This is a genomic window from Streptomyces fungicidicus (genome assembly GCF_003665435.1).
Classification (GTDB): domain Bacteria; phylum Actinomycetota; class Actinomycetes; order Streptomycetales; family Streptomycetaceae; genus Streptomyces; species Streptomyces fungicidicus.
In genome coordinates this window covers 2,978,789-2,999,753 of the sequence record NZ_CP023407.1, presented here as the reverse complement: position 1 = coordinate 2,999,753, position 20,965 = coordinate 2,978,789, and the positions used below count along the sequence as shown (strand labels likewise).

Here is a 20,965-nt window from a genome sequence, read left to right as displayed (position 1 = left end):
GTACCCCGCACCGTGCCGTCGGAGTTCCGCCCACCGCCCGGTCGGGGCTGTAGGAGGACTTGCGCCATGCGGGATCGGACAGACCGTGCTCGCCGAGCTACTCGTGTGCGTCTGCGCTTCCTGGCCAGGTGAGACGCCTGGTGAAGTGGGCTCCCGCTGTCAGGGCCATGATTACCGCAGTGCAGCCGCCGAGCACCATGACCGCGGATGGAGAGGTGCGGTCCAGGACCATTCCCCCCAGTAGCGCGCCGATGGAGATCGTGGCTTGGAAGGAAGCCGTGAACAGAACCGATGCCGCTTCGGGGACAGACGGTGCCGCCTTGGAAAACCAGGTCTGCGAGGCGACCGGCACAGCGCCATAGCCGATGCCCCACACGATCAGCAGGGCAATGGCACCAGCCTCCCAGTGGCCCACCATGGGCAGCAGAAGGGTCGCCGCTGCGATGAGTCCGGCCGCAAGTCCGAAGACAGTCCGCGGATACTGTGCCACCCGAGCACCCCCGAGAAAGTTGCCGAGGATACCGGCAGCGCCATAGATCAACAAGAACATGGTGATCAGGCCGTCGCCGGCATGGGTGACCCGTTTTAGGAACGGCGTCACATAGGTGTAGGTCCCGAAGTGGGCGAGCACGATCAGGAACGTCAGCAGGAGCGCGAAGCGGGTATTGCTACTGCGGAACATGCCCCTGAGATCGCTCAGCCGGGTGGCCTGGACGGAAGGTAACGGGGGCACGACCAGGAGCAGCATGATCAGTACCCCCACCGTCAGCGCACCCATGACCGCGAATGCCGTACGCCACCCAGCGAGATCCCCGAGGAGGGTGCCGGTCGGTACCCCGAGGACGGATCCCAACGGAACAGCGGAGAAGATCACGGCGGTTGCCCTGCTGACCGAGGTCGGCGGCACCAACCGTTCTGCCAGCCCAGCGCCTATCGACCAGAACCCACCGATCGTGATCCCCACCATGACCCTGGAGACCAGCACGAGCCAGTAGTCGGGTGCTGCAGCAGCAAGGAAATTCGCCAGGGCCAGCAGGAGCATGAAGGCGCACAGCATCAGGCGACGGTCGATGCGTGCCGTGGCCACAGTGACCAGAGGAGCAGAGACCGCCGCGAGAAAACCGGGCATGGTCATCATCAGCCCGGCCACCCCATCTGAGATGGTGAAACTGGAGCCGATCGAGGTCAGCAGACCGATAGGCAGGATCTCAGTGGTGACAATGGCGAAGATTCCCAGCATCACCGAGACCACGGCCAGCCAGCCGATCAGCGGCGATGGGGTCGGCAGAGCTGCGGCGTCGACTGGGTTGGTAGTGGTGGGGGACATGAGCTCCGTCCTGTGATGGGCAGTGCATTGGCGAACAGTTCAGCAGGCGGTGTCCCCGGTCGGCTGGCAGAACTACGACAGCACCCTCGCGCTCCGCGATTGATGTCGCATTCTTGCCAGGGCAACGGCACTTGCAACGGTCAACACAGCGAGTTGAGTTGTCGGTGGGTGATGAGGCAGCAAGCGAGTTCGAGGAACGCTTCGTGGATATCGGCTCGCCGTTTCCCATCGGATGCGCAGACGGCGGAAGCCGTGCGGCCACGCAAAAATGGGTGACGTCGTTGCGGTTGCCGCCGGTCAACAGGACCGCGAGCGACGTGCCGTGCCCGTCTTCGGTCGACCGGCGACGGGACGGTGTGCTGCCCCCTTTTAGCGCTCTGACGTGGGAGGAGTCGACCACGCAGCGGGACCAGTCCAGCCGTGAGGCCGCGTTCAGCTCGGCCAACAGGATCTCGTGGAGCCGTTGCCAAGACCCCGAAACCGGGGAGACAGGACCCCGCAAGGTCACCCGCCTTATCGTCACTGAGCACGACAAACACTTCAACGAGCTGACGATCGCCACGACCAACGGAATCGAGAAGCTCACCGCAACTCACGAGCACCCGTTCTGGTCCCCGTCTGAACAGGACTGGGTCGAAGCGGGCGAACTCGCCGCCGGCATGACCCTGCGCACGGACACCGGCGACACGGTCATCGTCACCGGAAACCGCGCTTTCGCTAAGCATGCCCGTCCTATAGCTTCACGGTTGATGATCTGCACACGTACTATGTGCTGGCGGGGCCACACCGGTCCTTGTTCACAATAGGAACTGTGATGTCTCGGATCTGGCGTCGAAGATCGATGTTGAGAACCTTTCGATGACCAAGACCGTCGAAAATCACACGTGGGACATTGCCGGTACTAGGGATGTTGATGCCCCTAACTTCGGTAAGGCCGCACGCCCTTATATGAACGGCAACAATGGGCTGTTCCTCCGGGAAATTATGGGGGGATCCACGCCCAGGATGGATTCCCTTGGTGCTCCTGGAGTTGTCGAGTGTAGGACGCCCGGAACGATGAATGGAAGTAACGGGATCTGGGAGCTCAACATCGACGCAAATTCCAACAGAATCGTCCACTTCCTCTTCAAGAGCACAAAGGGCTAGCGTCGAAATGAAATTCTCCATCCAAGGCGGACCTCCCCTTGAGGGTGTCCTTGCCTATGACGAGTCCGAGTATGGATTCTCATTCAGTGCCCAGAGTGGGGACTCGCTGAGTGAGAGACTCGGCTCGGAGGGGGTTGCGAGCGTGCTGGTCGGCACACTCCAACTTGAGGTCGACATTGAGTCCCGGGAAGTCTTGTTCGCCTGGGGGTACTTCCCGAACGTTCGGGGTTTTGTTGCCGAGTTGAGTGCTCCACAGTTTACCCCTGGGCGGGTGTTCATCTCGTCAGACCATTCCTTCGAGCCGGGGGTTTCTTTCGAGGTCCCTGGAGATGGGTGGCGCGTTTCATATGATCCATCCTCCGGGTGGGTCTTCATTCGCCTGAACGATGCCACCGATGCTGCGTTCGTCCAAATCGCCAGCGGAACTGTCTTGGGGATCAACAACGGCGGTCTGGTTTCTCTCTGGCTTAGTCCTGTATTTATAGAGTGACAGGCGATGAGGTAAACGAGTAAACGGAAGATCTGTTGGCGTCAGCAAAAATGAAGCCCCGCCAGGTGTGCCCTGGCGGGGCTTCTGCGTGGGGCGGCGGCAGTAGTTGACGGCAACGTCAGCGGACGAGGGCGGGCCAGGGTGGCGGTGACGCCGATGTGGGCGTGGCCGAGGAGTTTCTTGATGACGACGAGTTCGACGCCCTTCCAGGAGTAGGGCGGCCGTCGAGTGCCTGAGGTCGTGGAAACGGATACGGGCGGAGGCCGGCCCTGCTCAGGAGCGTGGTGTTCACCTTGCGGAGTCCGTATGGAAAGCGATCTCGAACCGCGCATGCACCGAGTGGAACTCAGCACCCTTCGGGTCGTGAAAGCAGACACTGGCAAGGAAGTGAAGGACACCGACGGTCACTTCGTGATGTGCGTGAGGAAGGAGACCCACGTGGTGGGGGAGAAGCCCAGCCGGGGGCCTGAGGGGTCCTTCGAGTCGCGTATGCGGACGGTGGCGGGGGTGGTGGCTATCTCCACGCAGTTCGAGCTGTCGCCGCTGTGGGACGACCTGCGCCAGCGGATGGTCTGCACGGGTTCCTTCTCAGGCTTCTCGGGCGAGGTTGTGGATGAAGTCGCGGGACTCGATGGGATCGAGTGCGCAGGACGTCATGTGGTTGAGCACGGCTCGGTACTTGGTCAACTGTGCCTCGGCGTCCAGGAATCCGCAGCCCCCGTGGTGTGTGTCCAGTTGGACCGTGTCGAGCTGCGGTACGGCGCCCGTGAGGTAGTCGAAGGACTGGCCGGTGCTCGGGAAGTAGGCCGTGCCGAACGGGATCACTCGGATGGTGACATGGGGCAGCTCACCCATGTCGAGCAGGTGCGTGAGCTGGCCACGAGTCACGGAAGGGCCGCCGAACCCCATGCGGAGGGCCGACTCGTGAATGATCGCCGAGTAGGAGGGCGGATCCTCCCGGTGCAGGACGCCCTGCCGTTTGATGCGGTAGGTGAGACGGTGCTCGATCTCGTACTGACGCATGGGCGGCACCACGGCCCGGAAGAGGGCGCGAGCGTGATCGGTGGTCTGCAACAGCGCCGGGATGTGGATCACCAGGGCCACGCGTAGCGCGGCCGTGTGGTGTTCCAGCTCCGCCAAATCGACCAGTGCGGCGGGCAGGTGTTCGCGGTACTCGTCCCACCAGCCCCGGCGTCGGCGCCCGGTCATGGCGGCCAGCGCGTCGACCAGAGACTTGTCGGAGCAGTCGTAGGCGGACGCCATCCCGCGTACGAGGTCGGCGCTCACCGGGCTGCGACCGGTCTCGATCATGCTCACGCGCCCTTGGTTGACGCCGAGGTGCTCGGCGGCCCGGGTGACCGTGAACCCCGCTTTCTCACGGAGTTTGCGCAGCTCGGCACCCAGTCTCCGTTGCCGCAGCGTCGGATCGTTCGTGGGCGGCAACGTGTGTCCTTCCTGTCCGCGAGATGGCGCGCATGTCCCTCACACGAGCTAATCAGAGATGCACCTCCCATAGTTGGGAGATTTATCTTCCATCTGGGCTCTACCGTAGCCGTATCGCTCATCCGCCGCGCTCTTCAGCCGAAAGCGCACCAATCGAGGCACTGCCACCGCCCGCGCGGCCTTGAGCGCGAGACCGAAGTCCCCTTACAACTCCCCGGAGACGACCATGGTCACCGTAGCCCCGCCCCACCCCTGGGCGTACGCCCTTCGCATGCCCCATGACCCCCGCGCCGTACGCGTCGCACGCATGACTGTGCGGGCCGCGCTCGACGGGCACGGCATGCGGGACATCGTCGACTCCGTGGAGTTGCTGACGTCGGAGCTGGTCACCAACGCCTACCGGCACACCAAGGGGCCCGCCTCCCTGCGGCTCACCGGGCTGAGCGACGGTCGGCTGCGGGTGGGGGTGTGGGACAGCCACCCGTACGTCCCGGCTCCCTTCGGCGGAGCCGGGGAGGGCCTCGCGCCGCTCGCCCCGGAGGAGGCCGAATGCGGGCGTGGGCTGCGGCTGGTGCAGGAGCACGCCGACTCCTGGGGTGGTTGGGCTCTCGGGGACGCGGCCCTGGGTCGGGGGGCCGGGAAGCTGCTCTGGTTCGAGGTGGGCGGGCGTGCGAAACTGCCTCTGTTGCGGAAGTGAACGGTGTGGCCAGGGGGCGAGCGGGATGAGCAAGCGGCAGATCCAGAAGATGCTGCGGTTGATGGCGAGCGGGGAGCCGGTCGAGCTCACCAGCCCGATGGCCTCCGTGAAGAAGCTCGCCAAACTCGCCTTCGTCGCCCAGCAGTTCGGGTACGAGTACGCCGACGTGCGGCAGGGCGGCGGGAACAACAGCCAGCTCAGGATGCTGATCGTGCCCGACCCCAGCCCGCACGCCCGCTCCCGCGCCGCGCAGAACTGGGCGCAGTACCCGAACGCCGGCGACGGGGTGTCGCTGCCGCCGCTGGTGCCGGACGCCTTCGAACTGCTCAAGGCCCGCATCAACTTCGACCTCACCGGAAAGAGCGCCGAGAAGCGGATGGGGTACGGCGCCCTCGGCGTCTCCATCGGCTGTGTGTTCATCGCCTACCGGCTCGGGGGGACCTCGGACGACTTCGTGATCGCGGCCGTGATCTGGCTGGTCCTCATGGCCGTCTTCGGCATCGGCTTCGTCGTCACGCGCAAGCGCAACGCCAAGTTCGCGGCCCGGCTGCAGGCGGCCGGGTTCATGCCGGTGACGGACGAGACCGGGCGGGTGCGCTATCTGCCGCCGGGCGGGCAGATGCCGGGGCACGGCAACCCCTTCGGCGGCGGCCCGTACGGAGCCCAGGGCCCGGCGATGCCGGCCGCCCCGGCGCCCGGGTACGGCCAGCAGCCCCCGATGCCGTACGCCCAGCCGCAGCCGCAGCAGCCCCCGTACGGGCAGCCCGCCCCGTACGGCACCGCGGCCCAGGGTCCCTACGCCCCGCCGCAGCCCCAGCAGCCCCAGGCCCCTACGGCCACCCCGCCCAGCAGAACCCCCACTGGCAGCCCCCGCAGCGCTGAGGCCGCGCGGCCGCCGGACCTCTCACCCCGGGCCGGCCCGAGGTGAGAGCAACGTTCCCTGCCGGTCATCGCGTGCCACAGACCGGAAACTCTCCCTCCCTACCTTCGGGACCAGCCCCTCGCGGCACCGTCCGCGCCCCGGAGAGCAGTGGAGGCCCCATGACAGCCCGCAGCGGCCGCTGGATCCAGCAGTGGGACCCGGAGGACGAGACCTTCTGGAAGCGCACCGGAGAGAGGACCGCACGCCGCAATCTCCTCTTCTCCGTGCTGTCCGAGCACATCGGGTTCTCCGTCTGGACCATGTGGTCCGTACTGGTGCTCTTCATGGGCCCCGAGTACGGGCTCACCCCGGCCGACAAGTTCCTGCTGACGTCCCTGGTCACACTGGTCGGCGCCGTGGTCCGGGTGCCGTACACCTTCGCCGTCGCCGTCTTCGGCGGGCGGAACTGGACGATCGTCTCCGCCGGGCTGCTGCTCGTGCCCACCGTCGCCGCGTTCACCGTGATGGAGCCGGGGACGTCCTTCTCCACCTTCCTCCTCGTCGGCCTGCTGGCGGGGATCGGCGGCGGCAACTTCGCCTCCTCCATGACCAACATCAACGCCTTCTTCCCGCTCCGGAAGAAGGGCTGGGCGCTCGGGCTCAACGCCGGCGGCGGAAACATCGGCGTCCCGGTGATCCAGCTCGCCGCCCTCGCGATCATCGGCGCGAGCGGCGGGCCGCGGGTGCTGCTCGGCATCTACATCCCGCTGATCGTCGTCGCCGCCGTGCTCGCCGCGCTGTACATGGACAACCTGGCTTCGGTGAAGAACGACACCGGCGCCGCCAAGGACGCCGCGCGGGACCCGCACACCTGGATCATGTCGTTCCTCTACATCGGCACCTTCGGCTCGTTCATCGGGTACAGCTTCGCCTTCGGGCAGGTGCTGCAGAACCAGTTCGACCGCACGCCGCTGGAGGCCGCCTACGTCACCTTCATCGGCCCGCTGCTCGGCTCGCTGATCCGCCCGGTGGGCGGCTCGCTCGCCGACCGGTACGGCGGCGCGCGGATCACGCTGTGGAACTTCGTCGCCATGGGCGCGGCGACCGCGGTGCTGATCGTCGCCTCGATGCAGAAGTCGCTGGCGCTGTTCACCGGCGCCTTCGTGGTGCTGTTCGTGCTGACCGGCCTCGGCAACGGGTCCACGTACAAGATGATCCCCGGCATCTTCCAGGCGAAGGCGCGGGCCAGGGGGCTCACGGGCGAGGCGGCCGCCGCGTACGGGCGGCGGCTCTCGGGGGCGTCGATGGGGCTGATCGGCGCGGTGGGCGCGCTCGGCGGGGTCGGCATCAACCTGGCGTTCCGCCAGTCCTTCCTCTCCTACGGCTCCGGCACCGGCGCGTTCGTCGCCTTCCTCGCCTGCTACGCGGTCTGCTTCGCCGTCACCTGGGCGGTATACCTTCGCCGCCCGGCGGCCGGCGCGGACGCCCCGAACCCGGCCGCGGAGGAGAAGCCGCAGCTCAGCTACGCCGAAGTGTGACGCGGGATGACGTAACACTGGTGACATGAAGCCGAACCGAGCCTGTCATGGACCGTTGACAGGCTCGCTCGGCACGGAGGTGGAGCCGCACCTTCGCGCAGGGACGCCGACTCGAGCCGGGACGAGAGCCATGTACGACGAACAAGAGCAGCCACCGGAGCACGGGCCCCTCGCCGGGTTCACCGTGGGCGTGACCGCGGCACGCCGGGCCGACGAGCTGGGCGCGCTGCTGGAGCGGCGCGGGGCCGTCGTGCTGCACGCCCCGGCGCTGCGGATCGTGCCGCTGGCCGACGACAGCGAACTGCTGGCCGCCACCAAGGACATCATCGGGCAGGTCCCGGACATCGCGGTCGCCACCACCGCCATCGGGTTCCGGGGCTGGGTGGAGGCCGCCGACGGCTGGGGCCTGGGCGAGGACCTGCTGGCGCGGCTGCGCGGGGTGCGGATCCTGGCCCGCGGGCCCAAGGTGAAGGGCGCGATCCGGGCCGCCGGGCTGACCGAGGAGTGGTCGCCGGCGTCGGAGTCCATGGCCGAGGTGCTCGACCGGCTCCTGGAGGAGGGCGTCGACGGACTGCGCATCGCCGTGCAGTTGCACGGGGAGCCGCTGCCCGGGTTCGTGGAGTCGCTGCGGGCCGGGGGAGCGGAGGTGGTGGGGGTGCCGGTGTACCGGTGGCTGCCGCCGGAGGACCTCGGCCCGGTGGACCGGCTGATCGACGCGACCGTCGCCCGCGCCCTGGACACCGTCACCTTCACCAGCGCGCCCGCCGCCGCGTCCCTCCTCTCCCGCGCCGGGGAGCGGGGACTGCTCGACGAGCTGGTCGCCGCCCTCGGCCACGACGTGCTGCCCGCCTGCGTCGGCCCGGTGACCGCGCTGCCGTTGCAGGCCCGCGGCATCGACACCGTCCAGCCCGAACGCTTCCGGCTGGGCCCGCTGGTCCAGCTGCTCTGCCGGGAACTGCCCTCCCGCGCACGCTCGTTGCCCGTCGCCGGGCACCGGCTGGAGATCCGGGGGCACGCGGTGGTGGTGGACGGCGCGCTGCGGCCCGTACCGCCGGCCGGGATGTCCCTGCTGCGGGCGCTGTCGCGGCGGCCCGGCTGGGTGGTCCCGCGTGCGGAGCTGCTGCGCGCCCTTCCGGGGGCGGGCCGCGACGAGCACGCGGTGGAGACCGCCATGGCCCGCCTCCGCTCAGCCCTAGGCGCCCCCAAGCTGATCCAGACGGTCGTCAAACGCGGCTACCGCCTCGCCGTGGACCCTGCGGCGGAGTCGAAGTACGCCGGCACCTGAGCGCGGCGCGACAGGACCGAGGGGTTCCGGGGCCCGGTGCGGGCAGGCACTGTGGGAGGCGAACGGTTTCCCGGATCGCGCACCGGCCCCCACGCGCGGGGGCCAACCTAGGCGGTGGCAGGAACATGGCACTGGGTACGGTCACGGCGCCCCACGAGCTGCGGTTCGACACCGGGCGGGTCTGCCTGGATCTGCTCGCGACCACCCATCCCGAGGAACGGCTCGGCTCGGTGGAGGTGCTGCGCGTCTGGATCACCGGTTCCGGACTCGTGCCCCCGGGTACGGCGCTCGCCCACGCCGAGGCCTCCTGGCTGCCGGACTTCCGCGAACTGCGCGCACTGCTCGCCCCGTTGGTGCGCGGTCGGCCGGCGCCCGGCGTCCCCTCGTACGACCTCGCGCTCGCCCGGGTCAACGAGCTCGCCCGCGCCGCGCCCCCGGCGCCCCGCGCGGTGCCCGGCGCGGACGGCGCGCTGGTGCGCCGGCTGGACGGGCCGCCCGGCCGCGCCGCGCTGCTCGCGGCGGTGGCGCGGGACGCCGTGGACCTGCTCACCGACCCCGCCGCACGGGCGAGCCTGCGGCAGTGCGAGGGCGACAACTGCCCGATCGTGTACCTGGACACCTCCCGCGGGCGCAGGCGGCGCTGGTGCTCAAGCGAGATCTGCGGCAACCGGGAGCGGGTGGCCCGCCACCGCCGGCGCGCGGCACTCGCACGGGCCTGACCAGTGAAGTGACTTCCGACACAACGCCGTTGACCGTCCCTGCACTGTGACGACCGTCACATGCCCGTCGTTGTGTCGGAAATGTAAAGAAGTGGCGGGGGGATTGTGGGTTCATGTCCCGGTCGTCGTGTCACCCCGCAGAAAACCGTCACCTCGCTTTGAACACCCAACCTCCCCTGTCCGTACCGGTTGTCGAGCGACCGACGGGGGATTCCCCCGGACACCGGAGGTGGGCGTGCGCAAGGATGCGGCCGTGGCCAATGAACGTGGAGCGAGGGCCCGACATCGCATGTCCTCACAGCCCTCGGAACCCGACGAGGAGCTGATGCGTGCCCTGTACCGCGAGCACGCCGGACCTCTGCTGGCCTACGTCCTGCGGCTGGTCGCCGGAGACCGGCAGCGCGCCGAGGACGTCGTCCAGGAAACGCTCATCCGTGCCTGGAAGAACGCCGGTCAGCTCAATCGGGCGACCGGTTCGGTACGCCCCTGGCTGGTGACGGTCGCCCGGCGCATCGTCATCGACGGCCACCGCAGCCGGCAGGCCCGGCCGCAGGAGGTCGATCCGTCGCCGCTGGAGGTCATCCCCGCGGAGGACGAGATCGACAAGGCGCTGTGGCTGATGACGCTTTCGGACGCGCTCGACGACCTGACCCCGGCCCACCGGGAGGTCCTCGTCGAGACGTACTTCAAGGGGCGTACCGTCAACGAGGCGGCGCAGACACTCGGCATACCCAGCGGCACCGTCCGCTCCCGGGTCTTCTACGCCCTCCGGTCGATGAAGCTGGCTCTGGAGGAGCGGGGGGTGACGGCGTGACGAGTGTCTACGGGGGATACGGAGAGGGCGGTACGGGTATGACTGGTCCCATGCAGGGATCACCGGTGCCGAACGAACACGAGACCGTCGGCGCCTACGCCCTCGGCATTCTCGACGACGCCGAAGCAACCGCTTTCGAGGCGCACCTCGCGAGCTGCGAGTGGTGCGCCCAGCAGCTCGACGAACTCGCCGGCATGGAACCGATGCTGGCCGCGCTCGCGGACCTGCCCGGCACCGGGACACCCGCCCTCGGCGAGTCGCTGTCCGCCAAGCCCTCACCGCGCGTGGTGGAGAAGCTCGTCGACGAGGTCGCCGAGCGCCGCGCCAGGAAGCGCCGCCGCAACTTCTACATGGTGGCCGCCGCCGGCGCGCTGATCGTCAGCGGCCCGTTCGTGGCCGTCGCGGCGAGCGGCGGGGGCGAGGAGGGCGGTGGCGGGAGCGGCACCAGCCGGACGCTCGCGGCCAACCCCGCCAAGGAGGCGTTCGACAAGACCTCCGACAAGATCATGGCGACCGACCCCGAGACCCAGGTGACCGCGACCGTGGCCCTGGAGAAGAAGCTCTGGGGCACCGAGATCGTCACGGAGCTGAAGAACGTCAAGGGCGAGCAGAAGTGCTCGCTGATCGCCGTCGGCAAGAACGGCGAACGCGAGACGGTCAACTCCTGGTCGGTGCCCGGCGAGGGCTACGGACTGCCGGACGCCACCACGGACAAGGCCAAGCAGCCGCTGTACGTCCAGGGCGGCGCCGCCTTCGCGCCCAACGAGATCGACCATTTCCAGGTCATGACCTTCGACGGCAAGCTGCTCGTCGAGGTCGACGCGTAGCCGACAGGGGCCCCCTTCGCGTACGGTTGACGGCTGCCCAGCACGTCAGAAGGGGGCCCGGTGGCCGCTCAGGCTCAACAGGAAACCGCGGTCGATCCGGTTCACGACTCCGTTCGCGACCGGGAGATCCGAGTCGAACAGGAACACCTCGACCGGGTGTACCGGCGCCTCGAGGAGAAGATCCACGAGGCGGAGTTCCTCATGCGCGACGCCGCCCGGCGCGGCCAGGTCGGCACGCCCGGCGCCCTCGCCGAACGGGACGCCCAGGTCTTCCGGGCCGGCGTCCACCTCAACCGGCTGAACAACGAGTACGAGGACTTCCTCTTCGGCCGTATCGACCTGCTGCTCGGCAAGGACGGCAAGAAGGGCCCGGACGGCGCGTACACCGCGGTCGAGCCCGCCGAGGGCGCCGTCCGCCCCGACAGCACCGCCGACATCGCCGAGACCCTGCACATCGGCCGGATGGGCGTCCTGGACGAGGAGTACGCCCCGCTGGTCATCGACTGGCGGGCCCCCGCGGCAGCGCCCTTCTACCGCTCCACCCCGGTCGACCCCGGCCGGGTCGTGCGGCGGCGCGTCATCCGCTCCAAGGGCCGCCGGGTCCGCAGCGTCGAGGACGACCTGATGCGCCCCGAGCTCACGGCGTCCCTGGACGGCCGCGAGCTGCCCGTGATCGGCGACGGCGCCCTGATGGCCGCGCTCGGCCAGGCCCGTACGCACACCATGCGGGACATCGTGGCGTCCATCCAGGCCGAGCAGGACCTGGTGATCCGCGCCCCCGCCGCCTCCGTGACGTACGTCGAGGGCGGCCCCGGCACCGGCAAGACCGCCGTCGCCCTGCACCGCGCCGCCTACCTCCTCTACCAGGACCGGCGCCGCTACGCGGGCGGCATCCTCATCGTCTCGCCCACCCCCCTCCTCGTCGCCTACACCGAGGGCGTGCTGCCCTCCCTCGGCGAGGAGGGGCAGGTCGCCATCCGCGCCATCGGCTCGCTTGTCGACGGCGCCGAGGCCACGCTGTACGACTCCCCGTCGGTGGCCCGCGCCAAGGGCTCGTACCGCATGCTCAGAGTCCTGCGGAAGGCCGCGCGGGGCGCGCTGGAGGGGGCCGGCGCACCGCAGCGGCTGCGCGTCGTCGCCTTCGGGCGCCGCCTGGAACTGGAGGCGGAGGAGCTGGCGGAGGTCCGCCGCACCGCCCTCGGCGGCACCGCCCCGGTCAACCTGCTGCGCCCCCGCGCCCGCAAGCTGCTCCTGGACGCCCTGTGGGAGCGCTCCGGCGCCGGCGGCCGGCACACCGACCCGGAGCTCGCCGCCGAACTGCGCGCCTCCTTCGACGACGACATCACCTCCGAGGACGACTTCCTCGCCTTCCTCGACGCCTGGTGGCCCGAGCTGACCCCGGCGGCCGTCCTGGACGCCATGGCCGACGAGCGGCGCCTCGGCCGCTGGGCCCGGCGGATCCTCAACCCGGGCGAGGTCCGCAAGGTCGCCCGCGCGCTGAAGCGGGACGGGCGCTCCGTGCACGACATCGCGCTCCTCGACGAGCTGGGGGCCGTCCTCGGCGCCCCCGCCCGCCCCCGGAGGAAGCGCGAGCTCGACCCGCTGGACCAGCTCACCGGCCTGGAGGAGCTGATGCCGGTGCGCGAGGAGAGCCAGCGCGAGCGGGCCGAGCGGCTCGCCCAGGAGCGCGTCGAGTACGCGCACGTCATCGTCGACGAGGCCCAGGACCTCACCCCGATGCAGTGGCGCATGGTGGGCCGCCGCGGACGGCACGCCACCTGGACGATCGTCGGCGACCCGGCCCAGTCCTCCTGGTCCGACCCCGACGAGGCCGCCCAGGCCCGCGACGAGGCCCTCGGCACCCGCCCGCGCCGCCGCTTCGAACTCACCGTGAACTACCGCAACCCGGCGGAGATCGCCGACCTGGCGTCGAAGGTGCTCGCCCTCGCCATGCCCGGCGCCGAGTCCCCGAGGGCGGTCCGCTCCACCGGCGTCGAGCCGCGCTTCGCCGTCGTGGAGGGCTCGCAGGCGGAGACCGTGCGCGCCGAGGCGGCCCGGCTGCTGGACCGCGTGGACGGCACCGTCGGCGTGGTCGTCGCCATGCAGCGCCGTGAGGAGGCCCGGCGCTGGCTCGACGGGCTCGGCGACCGGGTGGTGGCGCTCGGCAGCCTGGAGGCCAAGGGCCTGGAGTACGACGCGACGATCGTCGTCTCGCCCGCGGAGATCGCCGACGAGTCCCCGGCCGGCCTGCGCGTCCTGTACGTCGCGCTGACCCGGGCGACGCAGCAGCTGACGGTGGTCTCGACGGACCGCGACGAGCCGGACGCGGACGGAGTGCCGGATCTGCTGAGGGACTGAGCGGTCGAGGGTCGCCGGGGGCGCTCGGAAAATCACTTGCGCCGACGGGAATGGCCTTACGGCATCCGTTTGTTAGCCTTGACGTGGCACCGGCCCGATCCAAGCCCCCGGGCCCAACCTTAGTCGCTGCGAGCGACCACTTGCCGCGAGGCGAGCATGGCGGGTCGGTGTCACTCAGCCGTTCGAAGAGGCCCACGTCACGGGATGTGACGTGGGCCTCTTCTGTTGCCCCCACCGCTCTCGTAGGGTGGAAAACCTCTTCCGGCACACGGTGTGTGCCAGTGAACAAAACGTCCGCAATCCGAGGCGGCTACCGCGTACTCAGGGGTAGGTGCGACGATCGGACGGCACATTTCAGCGACACGGTAAAGCAGAGGAAGTCGGCCATGGCAACGGCGCCCAGCGTCTCCTACTCGATGACGATCCGGCTGGAGGTGCCCGCGAGCGGAACGGCCGTATCGCAGCTCACCACGGCCGTGGAGTCCTCCGGAGGCTCGGTGACCGGCCTCGACGTGACCGCGTCCGGCCACGAGAAGCTCCGCATCGACGTCACCATCGCGGCCTCCTCCACCGCCCACGCCGACGAGATCGTCGAGGAGCTGCGGGGCATCGAGGGCGTCACCCTGGGCAAGGTCTCGGACCGTACGTTCCTGATGCACCTCGGCGGCAAGATCGAGATGGCGTCGAAGCACCCCATCCGCAACCGTGACGACCTGTCCATGGTGTACACGCCGGGCGTGGCGCGGGTGTGCATGGCGATCGCGGAGAACCCCGAGGACGCCCGCCGGCTGACCATCAAGCGGAACTCGGTTGCGGTCGTGACGGACGGCTCGGCCGTGCTGGGCCTGGGCAACATCGGCCCGAAGGCCGCGCTGCCCGTGATGGAGGGCAAGGCGGCCCTGTTCAAGCGGTTCGCCGGCATCGACGCCTGGCCGATCTGCCTGGACACCCAGGACACCGACGCGATCGTCGAGATCGTCAAGGCCATCGCGCCGGGCTTTGCCGGCATCAACCTGGAAGACATCTCCGCGCCCCGCTGCTTCGAGATCGAGGCCCGGCTGCGCGAGGCCCTGGACATCCCGGTCTTCCACGACGACCAGCACGGCACCGCGATCGTCGTCCTGGCGTCCCTCACCAACGCCCTGCGGGTCACCGGCAAGGCGATCGAGAACATCCGCGTGGTCATGTCCGGGGCCGGCGCGGCCGGCACGGCCATCCTGAAGCTGCTGCTCGCCGCCGGGGTGAAGAACGCCGTGGTCGCCGACATCCACGGCGTGGTGCACACCGGGCGCGAGGACCTGCGGGAGGCCGCCCCGGACTCCGCGCTGCGCTGGATCGCCGACAACACCAACCCGGAGAACCTCACCGGCACCCTGAAGGAGGCCGTGCGCGGCGCGGACGTCTTCATCGGCGTCTCCGCCCCGAACGTCCTGGACGGCCAGGACGTGGCCGCGATGGCGGACGGCGCGATCGTGTTCGCGCTCGCGAACCCCGACCCCGAGGTGGACCCGGCGATCGCCCGTGAGACGGCGGCCGTGGTGGCCACGGGGCGTTCCGACTTCCCCAACCAGATCAACAACGTGCTGGTGTTCCCGGGCGTGTTCCGCGGTCTGCTGGACGCCCAGTCCCGCACCGTCAACACCGAGATGATGCTGGCCGCCGCGCAGGCGCTCGCGGACGTGGTCACCGAGGACGAGCTGAACCCGAACTACATCATCCCCAGCGTCTTCAACGACAAGGTGGCCGGCGCCGTCGCGGGCGCCGTGCGGGACGCGGCGAAGGCCGCGGGGGCGACCGCCCTGTAGGAGCGGGCCGGGGCTGTGAGGATCGCCACGGCGGGTTTGAACCGGCGCGTCGGGGCACTCGGTGGTCCCGGCGGCCCTTAAGGTGGGCGGCCGGGCTGTGGCGCTCTTCGTGTGACTCCCTCGGGTGTTCCCACGATTCCTGCGGGTGCCGGATTGGCATTACCGCCGCAGGTAGAGGCAGGATGCGTCCCTGGGCGCGATGCACGCCTCAACGGCAAGAAGAACACGGGAGTAACAACATGAACCGCAGTGAGCTGGTGGCCGCGCTGGCCGACCGCGCCGAGGTGACTCGCAAGGACGCCGACGCCGTGCTGGCCGCGTTCGCCGAGGTCGTCGGCGACATCGTCTCCAAGGGCGACGAGAAGGTCACCATCCCCGGCTTCCTGACCTTCGAGCGCACCCACCGGGCCGCGCGCACCGCGCGCAACCCGCAGACGGGTGAGCCGATCCAGATCCCCGCGGGGTACAGCGTGAAGGTGTCGGCGGGCTCGAAGCTCAAGGAAGCCGCCAAGGGCAAGTAGCCAGACCTGGAGGAGCGCCGTGGGCGACCGCGGGCGCGTCGCGGCCGGCCCCGCCCAAGCGGCGGAGCCGCGGACCGACGCAGGCCCGCGTTCTTGACGGGCGCTTCCGACAACGCCGATGGGGCGGTCACCCGGTATTCGGGTGACCGCCCCATCGGCGTACGCGGGGCGGGGCCTCCGGTTACCCGAGTGCCTTGCCCGGGAGTTCCACCTTCGCGCCGAGTTCCTGGAGCTTCTCCATGAAGTTCTCGTAGCCGCGGTTGATCAGGCCGATGCCGTGCACGCGGGAGGTGCCCTGGGCGGCGAGCGCCGCGATCAGGTAGGAGAAGCCGCCGCGCAGGTCGGGGATGACGAGGTCCGCGCCCTGGAGCTTCGTCGGGCCCGACACGACCGCCGAGTGGAGGAAGTTGCGCTGGCCGAAGCGGCAGTCGGAGCCGCCCAGGCACTCGCGGTACAGCTGGATGTGCGCACCCATCTGGTTGAGCGCGGAGGTGAATCCGAGCCGGGACTCGTAGACCGTCTCGTGGACGATGGACAGGCCCGTCGCCTGGGTCAGGGCCACCACCAGCGGCTGCTGCCAGTCCGTCTGGAAGCCCGGGTGCACGTCCGTTTCCAGCGCGATGGATTTCAACTGCCCGCCGGGGTGCCAGAAGCGGATGCCCTCGTCGTCGATCTCGAAGGCGCCGCCCACCTTCCGGAAGGTGTTCAGGAACGTCATCATCGAGCGCTGCTGCGCGCCGCGGACGTAGACGTTCCCCTCGGTCGCCAGCGCGGCCGACGCCCAGGAGGCGGCCTCCAGACGGTCGGAGAGGGCGCGGTGGGTGTAACCGCCGAGCTTGTCCACACCGGTGATGCGGATCGTCCGGTCGGTGTCCATCGCGATGATGGCGCCCATCTTCTGCAGGACGCAGATCAGGTCCTCGATCTCCGGCTCCACCGCCGCGTTGGACAGTACGGTGACGCCCTCCGCGAGGACCGCGGTCAGCAGCACCTGCTCGGTCGCGCCGACGGACGGGTACGGCAGCCGGATCTTGGTGCCGCGCAGCCGCTGCGGGGCCTCCAGGTACTGGCCGTCCGCCCGCTTCTCGATGGTCGCGCCGAACTGCCGCAGCACGTCGAAGTGGAAGTCGATGGGCCGGCCGCCGATGTCGCAGCCGCCCAGACCCGGGATGAACGCGTGCCCGAGCCGGTGCAGCAGCGGGCCGCAGAACAGGATCGGGATGCGCGAGGAGCCGGCGTGGGCATCGATGTCAGCGACGTTGGCGCTCTCCACGTGCGTGGGGTCGAGCACGAGTTCGCCGGGCTCCTCGCCCGGACGGACCGTCACACCGTGCAGTTGCAGCAGGCCCCGTACGACGCGGACGTCACGGATGTCCGGGACGTTGCGCAGGCGGCTCGGACCGCTGCCCAGCAGCGCGGCGACCATGGCCTTCGGTACCAGGTTCTTCGCACCGCGGACACGGATCTCCCCCTCCAGCGGGGTCCCGCCGTGGACAAGCAGTACGTCATCAGCGCCGTTGACGGTCATGAATCTCGCGTTCCGTGGGGAAGGGGGCAGGGGCCAGAAGGGAAAGCGTAGTCGCCCCCGACCCCCCTTCCGTAAGCCCGAGGGGGGTCCGGGACCGTCATGGGTCTGTCACAACACGAACGGTTCCGGACCGGGCACGCGGGGTCACCGCCGCCGTCGTGCGCCGGGCATGCTCCTCTCCGCCCTGAGCTGCATTCACTCCCGTACCCGCATTGCCTCCCCACTCGGGAGCGGGATGCGGGATCATGTCTGGCATGACCGAGGTGTCCTCGCTCACAGGGCGGCTGCTCGTGGCCACTCCCGCTCTGGCGGACCCGAACTTCGACCGCGCGGTGGTGCTCCTCCTCGACCACGACGAGGAGGGCTCGCTCGGCGTCGTCCTCAACCGTCCGACGCCGGTGGACGTGGGCGACATCCTCGAGGGCTGGGCGGACCTCACCGGCGAGCCCGGCGTCGTCTTCCAGGGCGGCCCGGTGTCGCTGGACTCCGCCCTCGGTGTCGCCGTCGTCCCCGGCGGCACGACCGCGGAGGCCGCCCCGCCGGGCTGGCGCCCGGTGCACGGCGCGATCGGCCTCGTCGACCTGGAGGCACCGCCCGAGCTGCTCGCCTCGGCGCTCGGCTCGCTGCGGATCTTCGCCGGATACGCCGGCTGGGGCCCCGGCCAGCTGGAGGACGAGCTGGTGGACGGCGCCTGGTACGTGGTGGAGTCCGAGCCCGGCGACGTGTCGTCCCCGTCACCCGAACGGCTCTGGCGCGAAGTGCTGCGCCGCCAGCGCAGCGAACTGGCGATGGTGGCCACGTATCCGGACGACCCTTCGCTCAACTGATGCGTGTGATCTTCAGTACCCTTGGCTGTTATGAGCACTCTTGAGCCCGAGCGCGGGACTGGTACGGGGACCCTCGTCGAGCCGACGCCGCAGACCTCCCACGGCGACGGTGACCACGAGCGCTACGCCCACTACGTCCAGAAGGACAAGATCATGGCGAGCGCCCTCGACGGCACCCCCGTCGTGGCGCTGTGCGGCAAGGTCTGGGTGCCCGGCCGCGACCCGAAGAAGTACCCGGTGTGTCCCATGTGCAAGGAGATCTACGAGTCCATGGGCGCCGGCGGCGACGACAAGGGCAAGGGCAAGGGCGACAAGTAGCCTTCCCCCTCCTTCCGTCGGTCCGGACTTCCCGAGGCCCCCGGGGTGCGCTTTGTGCGCCCCGGGGGCCTTTGTGCTGTCCGCGCGTTGCACGGGGTGCGTCGGCGGGTCACCAAGTGGTTCAGACCTCTTGTGGCACGGCTCACTCAGTACCTAGCCTCCGGTGTGTTGTGCACAGCAAAACCGCCATTGCGTATGTTGCAACGCGTTCGGAGGAGCGACTCCATGAAGCTGTCCGCCCGAGTGGTCGCCGTCGCGGCCGTCCTCGCCACCGCCGCCTGCGCGCCCCAGACCTCCGGCGACTCCTCCTCGGACAAGGACGAGAAGGCCGGCACCCTGCGCGTCTGGCTGTTCCAGGAGGTCGGCAACAAGCCCAAGGAGAAGGCCGTCGACTCCGTCCTCGCCGCCTTCGAGAAGGAGCACGAGGGCACCGACGTCACCGTCGAGTACATCCCCGTCGAGACCCGCGCCCAGCGCATCAAGGCCGCCTTCAACGACCCGAAGTCCGCCCCCGACCTCGTCGAGTACGGCAACACCGACACCGCCGGCTACGTGCGGGACGGCGGACTCGCCGACGTCACCGAGGAGTTCGCCGCCTGGGACGAGGCCAAGGACACCGACCCGACCGCCCGCCAGTCGGTCACCGTCGACGGCAAGGTCTACGGAGCCCCCTACTTCGTCGGCGTCCGCGCCCTGTACTACCGCACCGACGTCTTCCGCGAACTCGGCCTCGACGTCCCGAGGACCCAGGCGGAACTGATCTCCACCGCCAAGGAGATCCACGCCGCCAGACCCGGGATGTACGGCATCGCGGTCGGCGGCGCCTACACCTACGGCGCGATGCCCTTCATCTGGGCGCACGGCGGCGAACTCGCCACCGGCAAGGGCGGTTCGTACGCCTCCGCCCTCGCGAGCGCCGACGCCCGCAAGGGCATCGAGGCCTACACCTCGCTCTTCGGCGACGACAACTGCCCGGCCGCCAAGTGCGCCGGGATGGGCGGCAACGACACCGTGACCGCCTTCGCCTCGGGCAAGGCCGCCATGGCGATCGGCGGCGACTTCAGCCACGCGGCCGTGGAGGCCGGCGAGGTCAGGGGCAAGTACGCCGTCGTGCCGCTGCCGGGGGTCGAGGCCGGGTCCATCGCCCCCGCGTTCGCCGGCGGGAACAACCTCGGCGTGCTCAGGTCCACCTCGCACCGCACCCTCGCCGTCGACCTGATGAAGCGGCTCGCGTCGAAGAAGGCGCAGGGCGCCCTCTTCGACGGCATGGGCTTCCTGCCGACGTTCTCCGACGTGCGGGAGCAGGCGGCCGCGAAGGAGCCCTTCGTGAAGCCGTTCGCCGAAACGCTCGCGGCCGACACGAAGTTCGTGCCGGCGTCGCCGGCGTGGGCGCAGATCGACTCGTCGCTGGTGCTGCCGACGATGTTCCAGGAGATCGTGTCCGGCAGGAAGAGCGTGGCCGCCGCGTCGGCGGACGCGGCGGAGAAGATGGACGAGGCGTTCGGGGCCGTCGGATGACGGTGCCCATGAACCCGGGCACGGCGCCGCGCCCCTGGCGGCGGCGTTCCGGAACCCCTTGGCTGTATCTCGCGCCGGCACTCGTCGTGCTCGGGGGGCTGCTCGGGTATCCGATCTACCAGCTCGGGCTGATCTCGCTGTTCCACTACACCCAGGCACAGGTCAGCGGGGGTGAGCCGACCAGGTTCGAGGGGCTGGGCAACTACGCCGCCCTCTTCCGTGACGAGCAGTTCTGGCAGGTGCTGCTCGCCACCGTCGGGTTCGCGGCGGCCTGTGTGGTCTGCACGCTGGCCGTGGGATGCGCGCTCGCCGTGCTGCTCACCCGCGTGCGGGCCGTGCCCCGGCTGGCGCTGATGCTGGCCGCGCTCGGCGCCTGGGCGACCCCGGCGATCACCGGGTCCACGGTCTGGCTGTTCCTCTTCGACGCCGACTTCGGCCCCGTCAACCGGGTGCTGGGCCTCGGGGACCACTCGTGGACGTACGGCAGGTTCAGCGCCTTCTTCCTCGTGCTGCTCGAAGTGGTCTGGTGCTCCTTCCCGTTCGTGATGGTGACGGTCTACGCCGGCATCCGCGCCGTGCCGGCCGAGGTGCTGGAGGCCGCCTCCCTGGACGGGGCCTCGCAGTGGCGCGTCTGGCGTTCCGTGCTCGCGCCGATGCTCCGACCGATCCTGGTGGTGGTCACCATCCAGTCGGTCATCTGGGACTTCAAGGTGTTCACCCAGATCTACGTGATGACGGGCGGCGGCGGCATCGCCGGCCAGAACCTCGTCCTGAACGTTTACGCCTACCAGCAGGCGTTCGCGTCCTCGCAGTACAGCCTCGGCGCGGCGATCGGCGTGGTGATGCTGCTGATCCTGCTCGCCGTGACGCTCGGGTATCTGCGGCTGCTGCGCCGCCAGGGGGAGGAACTGTGAGTCTTGTGGGCCGGGGCGGGGAACCCCT

Annotated in this window: 19 protein-coding genes and 4 pseudogenes; 17 read left to right on the top strand and 6 right to left on the bottom strand. The window is 69.7% G+C overall.

All coding sequences use genetic code 11. The features are described from left to right. Window positions 1–97: 97 nt before the first annotated feature. Window positions 98–1,327 carry an MFS transporter gene (locus CNQ36_RS13530; protein ID WP_206278451.1) on the bottom strand — a complete coding sequence of 410 codons (1,230 nt, stop codon included), beginning with the start codon at window positions 1,325–1,327 and terminating at the stop codon, window positions 98–100. A gap of 140 nt (window positions 1,328–1,467) precedes the next feature. Continuing rightward, window positions 1,468–1,805, bottom strand: a pseudogene (locus tag CNQ36_RS13525) (hypothetical protein); the annotation flags it as partial. Here CNQ36_RS13525 and CNQ36_RS35845 point away from each other — a divergent pair. From CNQ36_RS35845 to CNQ36_RS34690, 3 genes and pseudogenes are all read left to right on the top strand, one after another. Continuing rightward, window positions 1,798–2,140, top strand: a pseudogene (locus tag CNQ36_RS35845) (polymorphic toxin-type HINT domain-containing protein); the annotation flags it as partial. The pseudogenes CNQ36_RS13525 and CNQ36_RS35845 sit on opposite strands and share 8 nt — an antisense overlap. Window positions 2,141–2,185: 45 nt before the next feature. Continuing rightward, window positions 2,186–2,473 carry a hypothetical protein gene (locus tag CNQ36_RS34695; protein ID WP_163013148.1) on the top strand — a complete coding sequence of 96 codons (288 nt, stop codon included), beginning with the start codon at window positions 2,186–2,188 and terminating at the stop codon, window positions 2,471–2,473. 7 nt (window positions 2,474–2,480) lie between these two features. After that, window positions 2,481–2,963 carry a hypothetical protein gene (locus tag CNQ36_RS34690; protein WP_163013260.1) on the top strand — a complete coding sequence of 161 codons (483 nt, stop codon included), beginning with the start codon at window positions 2,481–2,483 and terminating at the stop codon, window positions 2,961–2,963. 41 nt (window positions 2,964–3,004) lie between these two features. Here CNQ36_RS34690 and CNQ36_RS35840 read toward each other — a convergent pair. From CNQ36_RS35840 to CNQ36_RS13505, 3 genes and pseudogenes are all read right to left on the bottom strand, one after another. Next, window positions 3,005–3,246: pseudogene (locus CNQ36_RS35840) on the bottom strand (tyrosine-type recombinase/integrase); the annotation flags it as partial. 121 nt (window positions 3,247–3,367) lie between these two features. After that, window positions 3,368–3,541: a DUF397 domain-containing protein gene (locus CNQ36_RS13510; RefSeq protein ID WP_121546187.1), complete on the bottom strand. Its 174-nt coding sequence runs from the start codon at window positions 3,539–3,541 to the stop codon at window positions 3,368–3,370. Window positions 3,542–3,551: 10 nt separating this feature from the next. Continuing rightward, on the bottom strand, window positions 3,552–4,406 hold the full coding sequence (locus tag CNQ36_RS13505) for a helix-turn-helix domain-containing protein (protein ID WP_121546186.1): 855 nt from the start codon (window positions 4,404–4,406) through the stop codon (window positions 3,552–3,554). A 226-nt stretch (window positions 4,407–4,632) separates the two neighbouring features. Between CNQ36_RS13505 and CNQ36_RS13500 the strand changes: the two genes are divergently transcribed. The 10 genes and pseudogenes from CNQ36_RS13500 to CNQ36_RS13455 all read left to right on the top strand — a co-directional run bounded on the left by CNQ36_RS13500 (window position 4,633) and on the right by CNQ36_RS13455 (window position 15,832). Then, complete coding sequence (locus CNQ36_RS13500) at window positions 4,633–5,103, top strand: ATP-binding protein (protein ID WP_121546185.1); 471 nt, start codon at window positions 4,633–4,635, stop codon at window positions 5,101–5,103. 25 nt (window positions 5,104–5,128) lie between these two features. After that, window positions 5,129–5,985, top strand: a pseudogene (locus CNQ36_RS13495) (hypothetical protein). 159 nt (window positions 5,986–6,144) lie between these two features. Beyond that, complete coding sequence (locus CNQ36_RS13490) at window positions 6,145–7,503, top strand: nitrate/nitrite transporter (protein WP_121546183.1); 1,359 nt, start codon at window positions 6,145–6,147, stop codon at window positions 7,501–7,503. Between the two features lie 130 nt (window positions 7,504–7,633). After that, the gene (locus CNQ36_RS13485) at window positions 7,634–8,788 is read left to right on the top strand and encodes a uroporphyrinogen-III synthase (RefSeq protein ID WP_121546182.1); all 1,155 of its coding nucleotides are present in this window, start codon (window positions 7,634–7,636) and stop codon (window positions 8,786–8,788) included. Between the two features lie 125 nt (window positions 8,789–8,913). Continuing rightward, window positions 8,914–9,507 (top strand): CGNR zinc finger domain-containing protein, encoded by a 594-nt coding sequence (locus tag CNQ36_RS13480; RefSeq protein WP_121546181.1) that lies wholly within the window; start codon window positions 8,914–8,916, stop codon window positions 9,505–9,507. Between the two features lie 229 nt (window positions 9,508–9,736). Next, window positions 9,737–10,321, top strand: coding sequence for a sigma-70 family RNA polymerase sigma factor (locus CNQ36_RS13475; RefSeq protein ID WP_004930798.1), 585 nt, complete (start codon window positions 9,737–9,739; stop codon window positions 10,319–10,321). Between the two features lie 50 nt (window positions 10,322–10,371). Then, window positions 10,372–11,148 (top strand): anti-sigma factor family protein, encoded by a 777-nt coding sequence (locus CNQ36_RS13470; RefSeq protein ID WP_040907046.1) that lies wholly within the window; start codon window positions 10,372–10,374, stop codon window positions 11,146–11,148. A gap of 60 nt (window positions 11,149–11,208) precedes the next feature. Continuing rightward, the gene (locus tag CNQ36_RS13465; protein ID WP_121546180.1) at window positions 11,209–13,506 is read left to right on the top strand and encodes a HelD family protein; all 2,298 of its coding nucleotides are present in this window, start codon (window positions 11,209–11,211) and stop codon (window positions 13,504–13,506) included. A gap of 386 nt (window positions 13,507–13,892) precedes the next feature. Continuing rightward, complete coding sequence (locus CNQ36_RS13460) at window positions 13,893–15,311, top strand: NAD-dependent malic enzyme (protein WP_004930809.1); 1,419 nt, start codon at window positions 13,893–13,895, stop codon at window positions 15,309–15,311. 239 nt (window positions 15,312–15,550) lie between these two features. Beyond that, a complete protein-coding gene (locus CNQ36_RS13455) occupies window positions 15,551–15,832 on the top strand; it encodes an HU family DNA-binding protein (protein WP_003950507.1) in 282 nt (93 codons plus the stop codon). Between the two features lie 181 nt (window positions 15,833–16,013). On the opposite strand, the gene murA is transcribed toward CNQ36_RS13455, so the two are convergent. Further along, window positions 16,014–17,360, bottom strand: coding sequence for a UDP-N-acetylglucosamine 1-carboxyvinyltransferase (gene murA, locus CNQ36_RS13450; protein WP_004930815.1), 1,347 nt, complete (start codon window positions 17,358–17,360; stop codon window positions 16,014–16,016). A 254-nt stretch (window positions 17,361–17,614) separates the two neighbouring features. On the opposite strand from murA, the gene CNQ36_RS13445 reads away from it, so the two are divergent. From CNQ36_RS13445 to CNQ36_RS13430, 4 genes are all read left to right on the top strand, one after another. After that, on the top strand, window positions 17,615–18,187 hold the full coding sequence (locus CNQ36_RS13445) for a YqgE/AlgH family protein (RefSeq protein WP_163013259.1): 573 nt from the start codon (window positions 17,615–17,617) through the stop codon (window positions 18,185–18,187). Between the two features lie 30 nt (window positions 18,188–18,217). Beyond that, window positions 18,218–18,505, top strand: a complete 288-nt coding sequence (locus CNQ36_RS13440; RefSeq protein ID WP_004930822.1) for a DUF3039 domain-containing protein — start codon at window positions 18,218–18,220, stop codon at window positions 18,503–18,505. Window positions 18,506–18,730: 225 nt separating this feature from the next. Next, window positions 18,731–20,023: an extracellular solute-binding protein gene (locus tag CNQ36_RS13435; RefSeq protein WP_121546178.1), complete on the top strand. Its 1,293-nt coding sequence runs from the start codon at window positions 18,731–18,733 to the stop codon at window positions 20,021–20,023. An 8-nt stretch (window positions 20,024–20,031) separates the two neighbouring features. Beyond that, window positions 20,032–20,937: a carbohydrate ABC transporter permease gene (locus CNQ36_RS13430; protein WP_228312967.1), complete on the top strand. Its 906-nt coding sequence runs from the start codon at window positions 20,032–20,034 to the stop codon at window positions 20,935–20,937. Window positions 20,938–20,965 lie beyond the last annotated feature (28 nt).

Coding starts and splice junctions, on each gene's coding strand:
- CNQ36_RS13530 (WP_206278451.1), bottom strand. CDS start 1,327: ATGTCCCCCACCACTACCAACCCAGTCGACGCCGCAGCTCTGCCGACC.
- CNQ36_RS34695 (WP_163013148.1), top strand. CDS start 2,186: ATGACCAAGACCGTCGAAAATCACACGTGGGACATTGCCGGTACTAGG.
- CNQ36_RS34690 (WP_163013260.1), top strand. CDS start 2,481: ATGAAATTCTCCATCCAAGGCGGACCTCCCCTTGAGGGTGTCCTTGCC.
- CNQ36_RS13500 (WP_121546185.1), top strand. CDS start 4,633: ATGGTCACCGTAGCCCCGCCCCACCCCTGGGCGTACGCCCTTCGCATG.
- CNQ36_RS13490 (WP_121546183.1), top strand. CDS start 6,145: ATGACAGCCCGCAGCGGCCGCTGGATCCAGCAGTGGGACCCGGAGGAC.
- CNQ36_RS13485 (WP_121546182.1), top strand. CDS start 7,634: ATGTACGACGAACAAGAGCAGCCACCGGAGCACGGGCCCCTCGCCGGG.
- CNQ36_RS13480 (WP_121546181.1), top strand. CDS start 8,914: ATGGCACTGGGTACGGTCACGGCGCCCCACGAGCTGCGGTTCGACACC.
- CNQ36_RS13470 (WP_040907046.1), top strand. CDS start 10,372: ATGCAGGGATCACCGGTGCCGAACGAACACGAGACCGTCGGCGCCTAC.
- CNQ36_RS13460 (WP_004930809.1), top strand. CDS start 13,893: ATGGCAACGGCGCCCAGCGTCTCCTACTCGATGACGATCCGGCTGGAG.
- CNQ36_RS13455 (WP_003950507.1), top strand. CDS start 15,551: ATGAACCGCAGTGAGCTGGTGGCCGCGCTGGCCGACCGCGCCGAGGTG.
- murA (WP_004930815.1), bottom strand. CDS start 17,360: ATGACCGTCAACGGCGCTGATGACGTACTGCTTGTCCACGGCGGGACC.
- CNQ36_RS13445 (WP_163013259.1), top strand. CDS start 17,615: ATGACCGAGGTGTCCTCGCTCACAGGGCGGCTGCTCGTGGCCACTCCC.
- CNQ36_RS13440 (WP_004930822.1), top strand. CDS start 18,218: ATGAGCACTCTTGAGCCCGAGCGCGGGACTGGTACGGGGACCCTCGTC.
- CNQ36_RS13435 (WP_121546178.1), top strand. CDS start 18,731: ATGAAGCTGTCCGCCCGAGTGGTCGCCGTCGCGGCCGTCCTCGCCACC.
- CNQ36_RS13430 (WP_228312967.1), top strand. CDS start 20,032: ATGAACCCGGGCACGGCGCCGCGCCCCTGGCGGCGGCGTTCCGGAACC.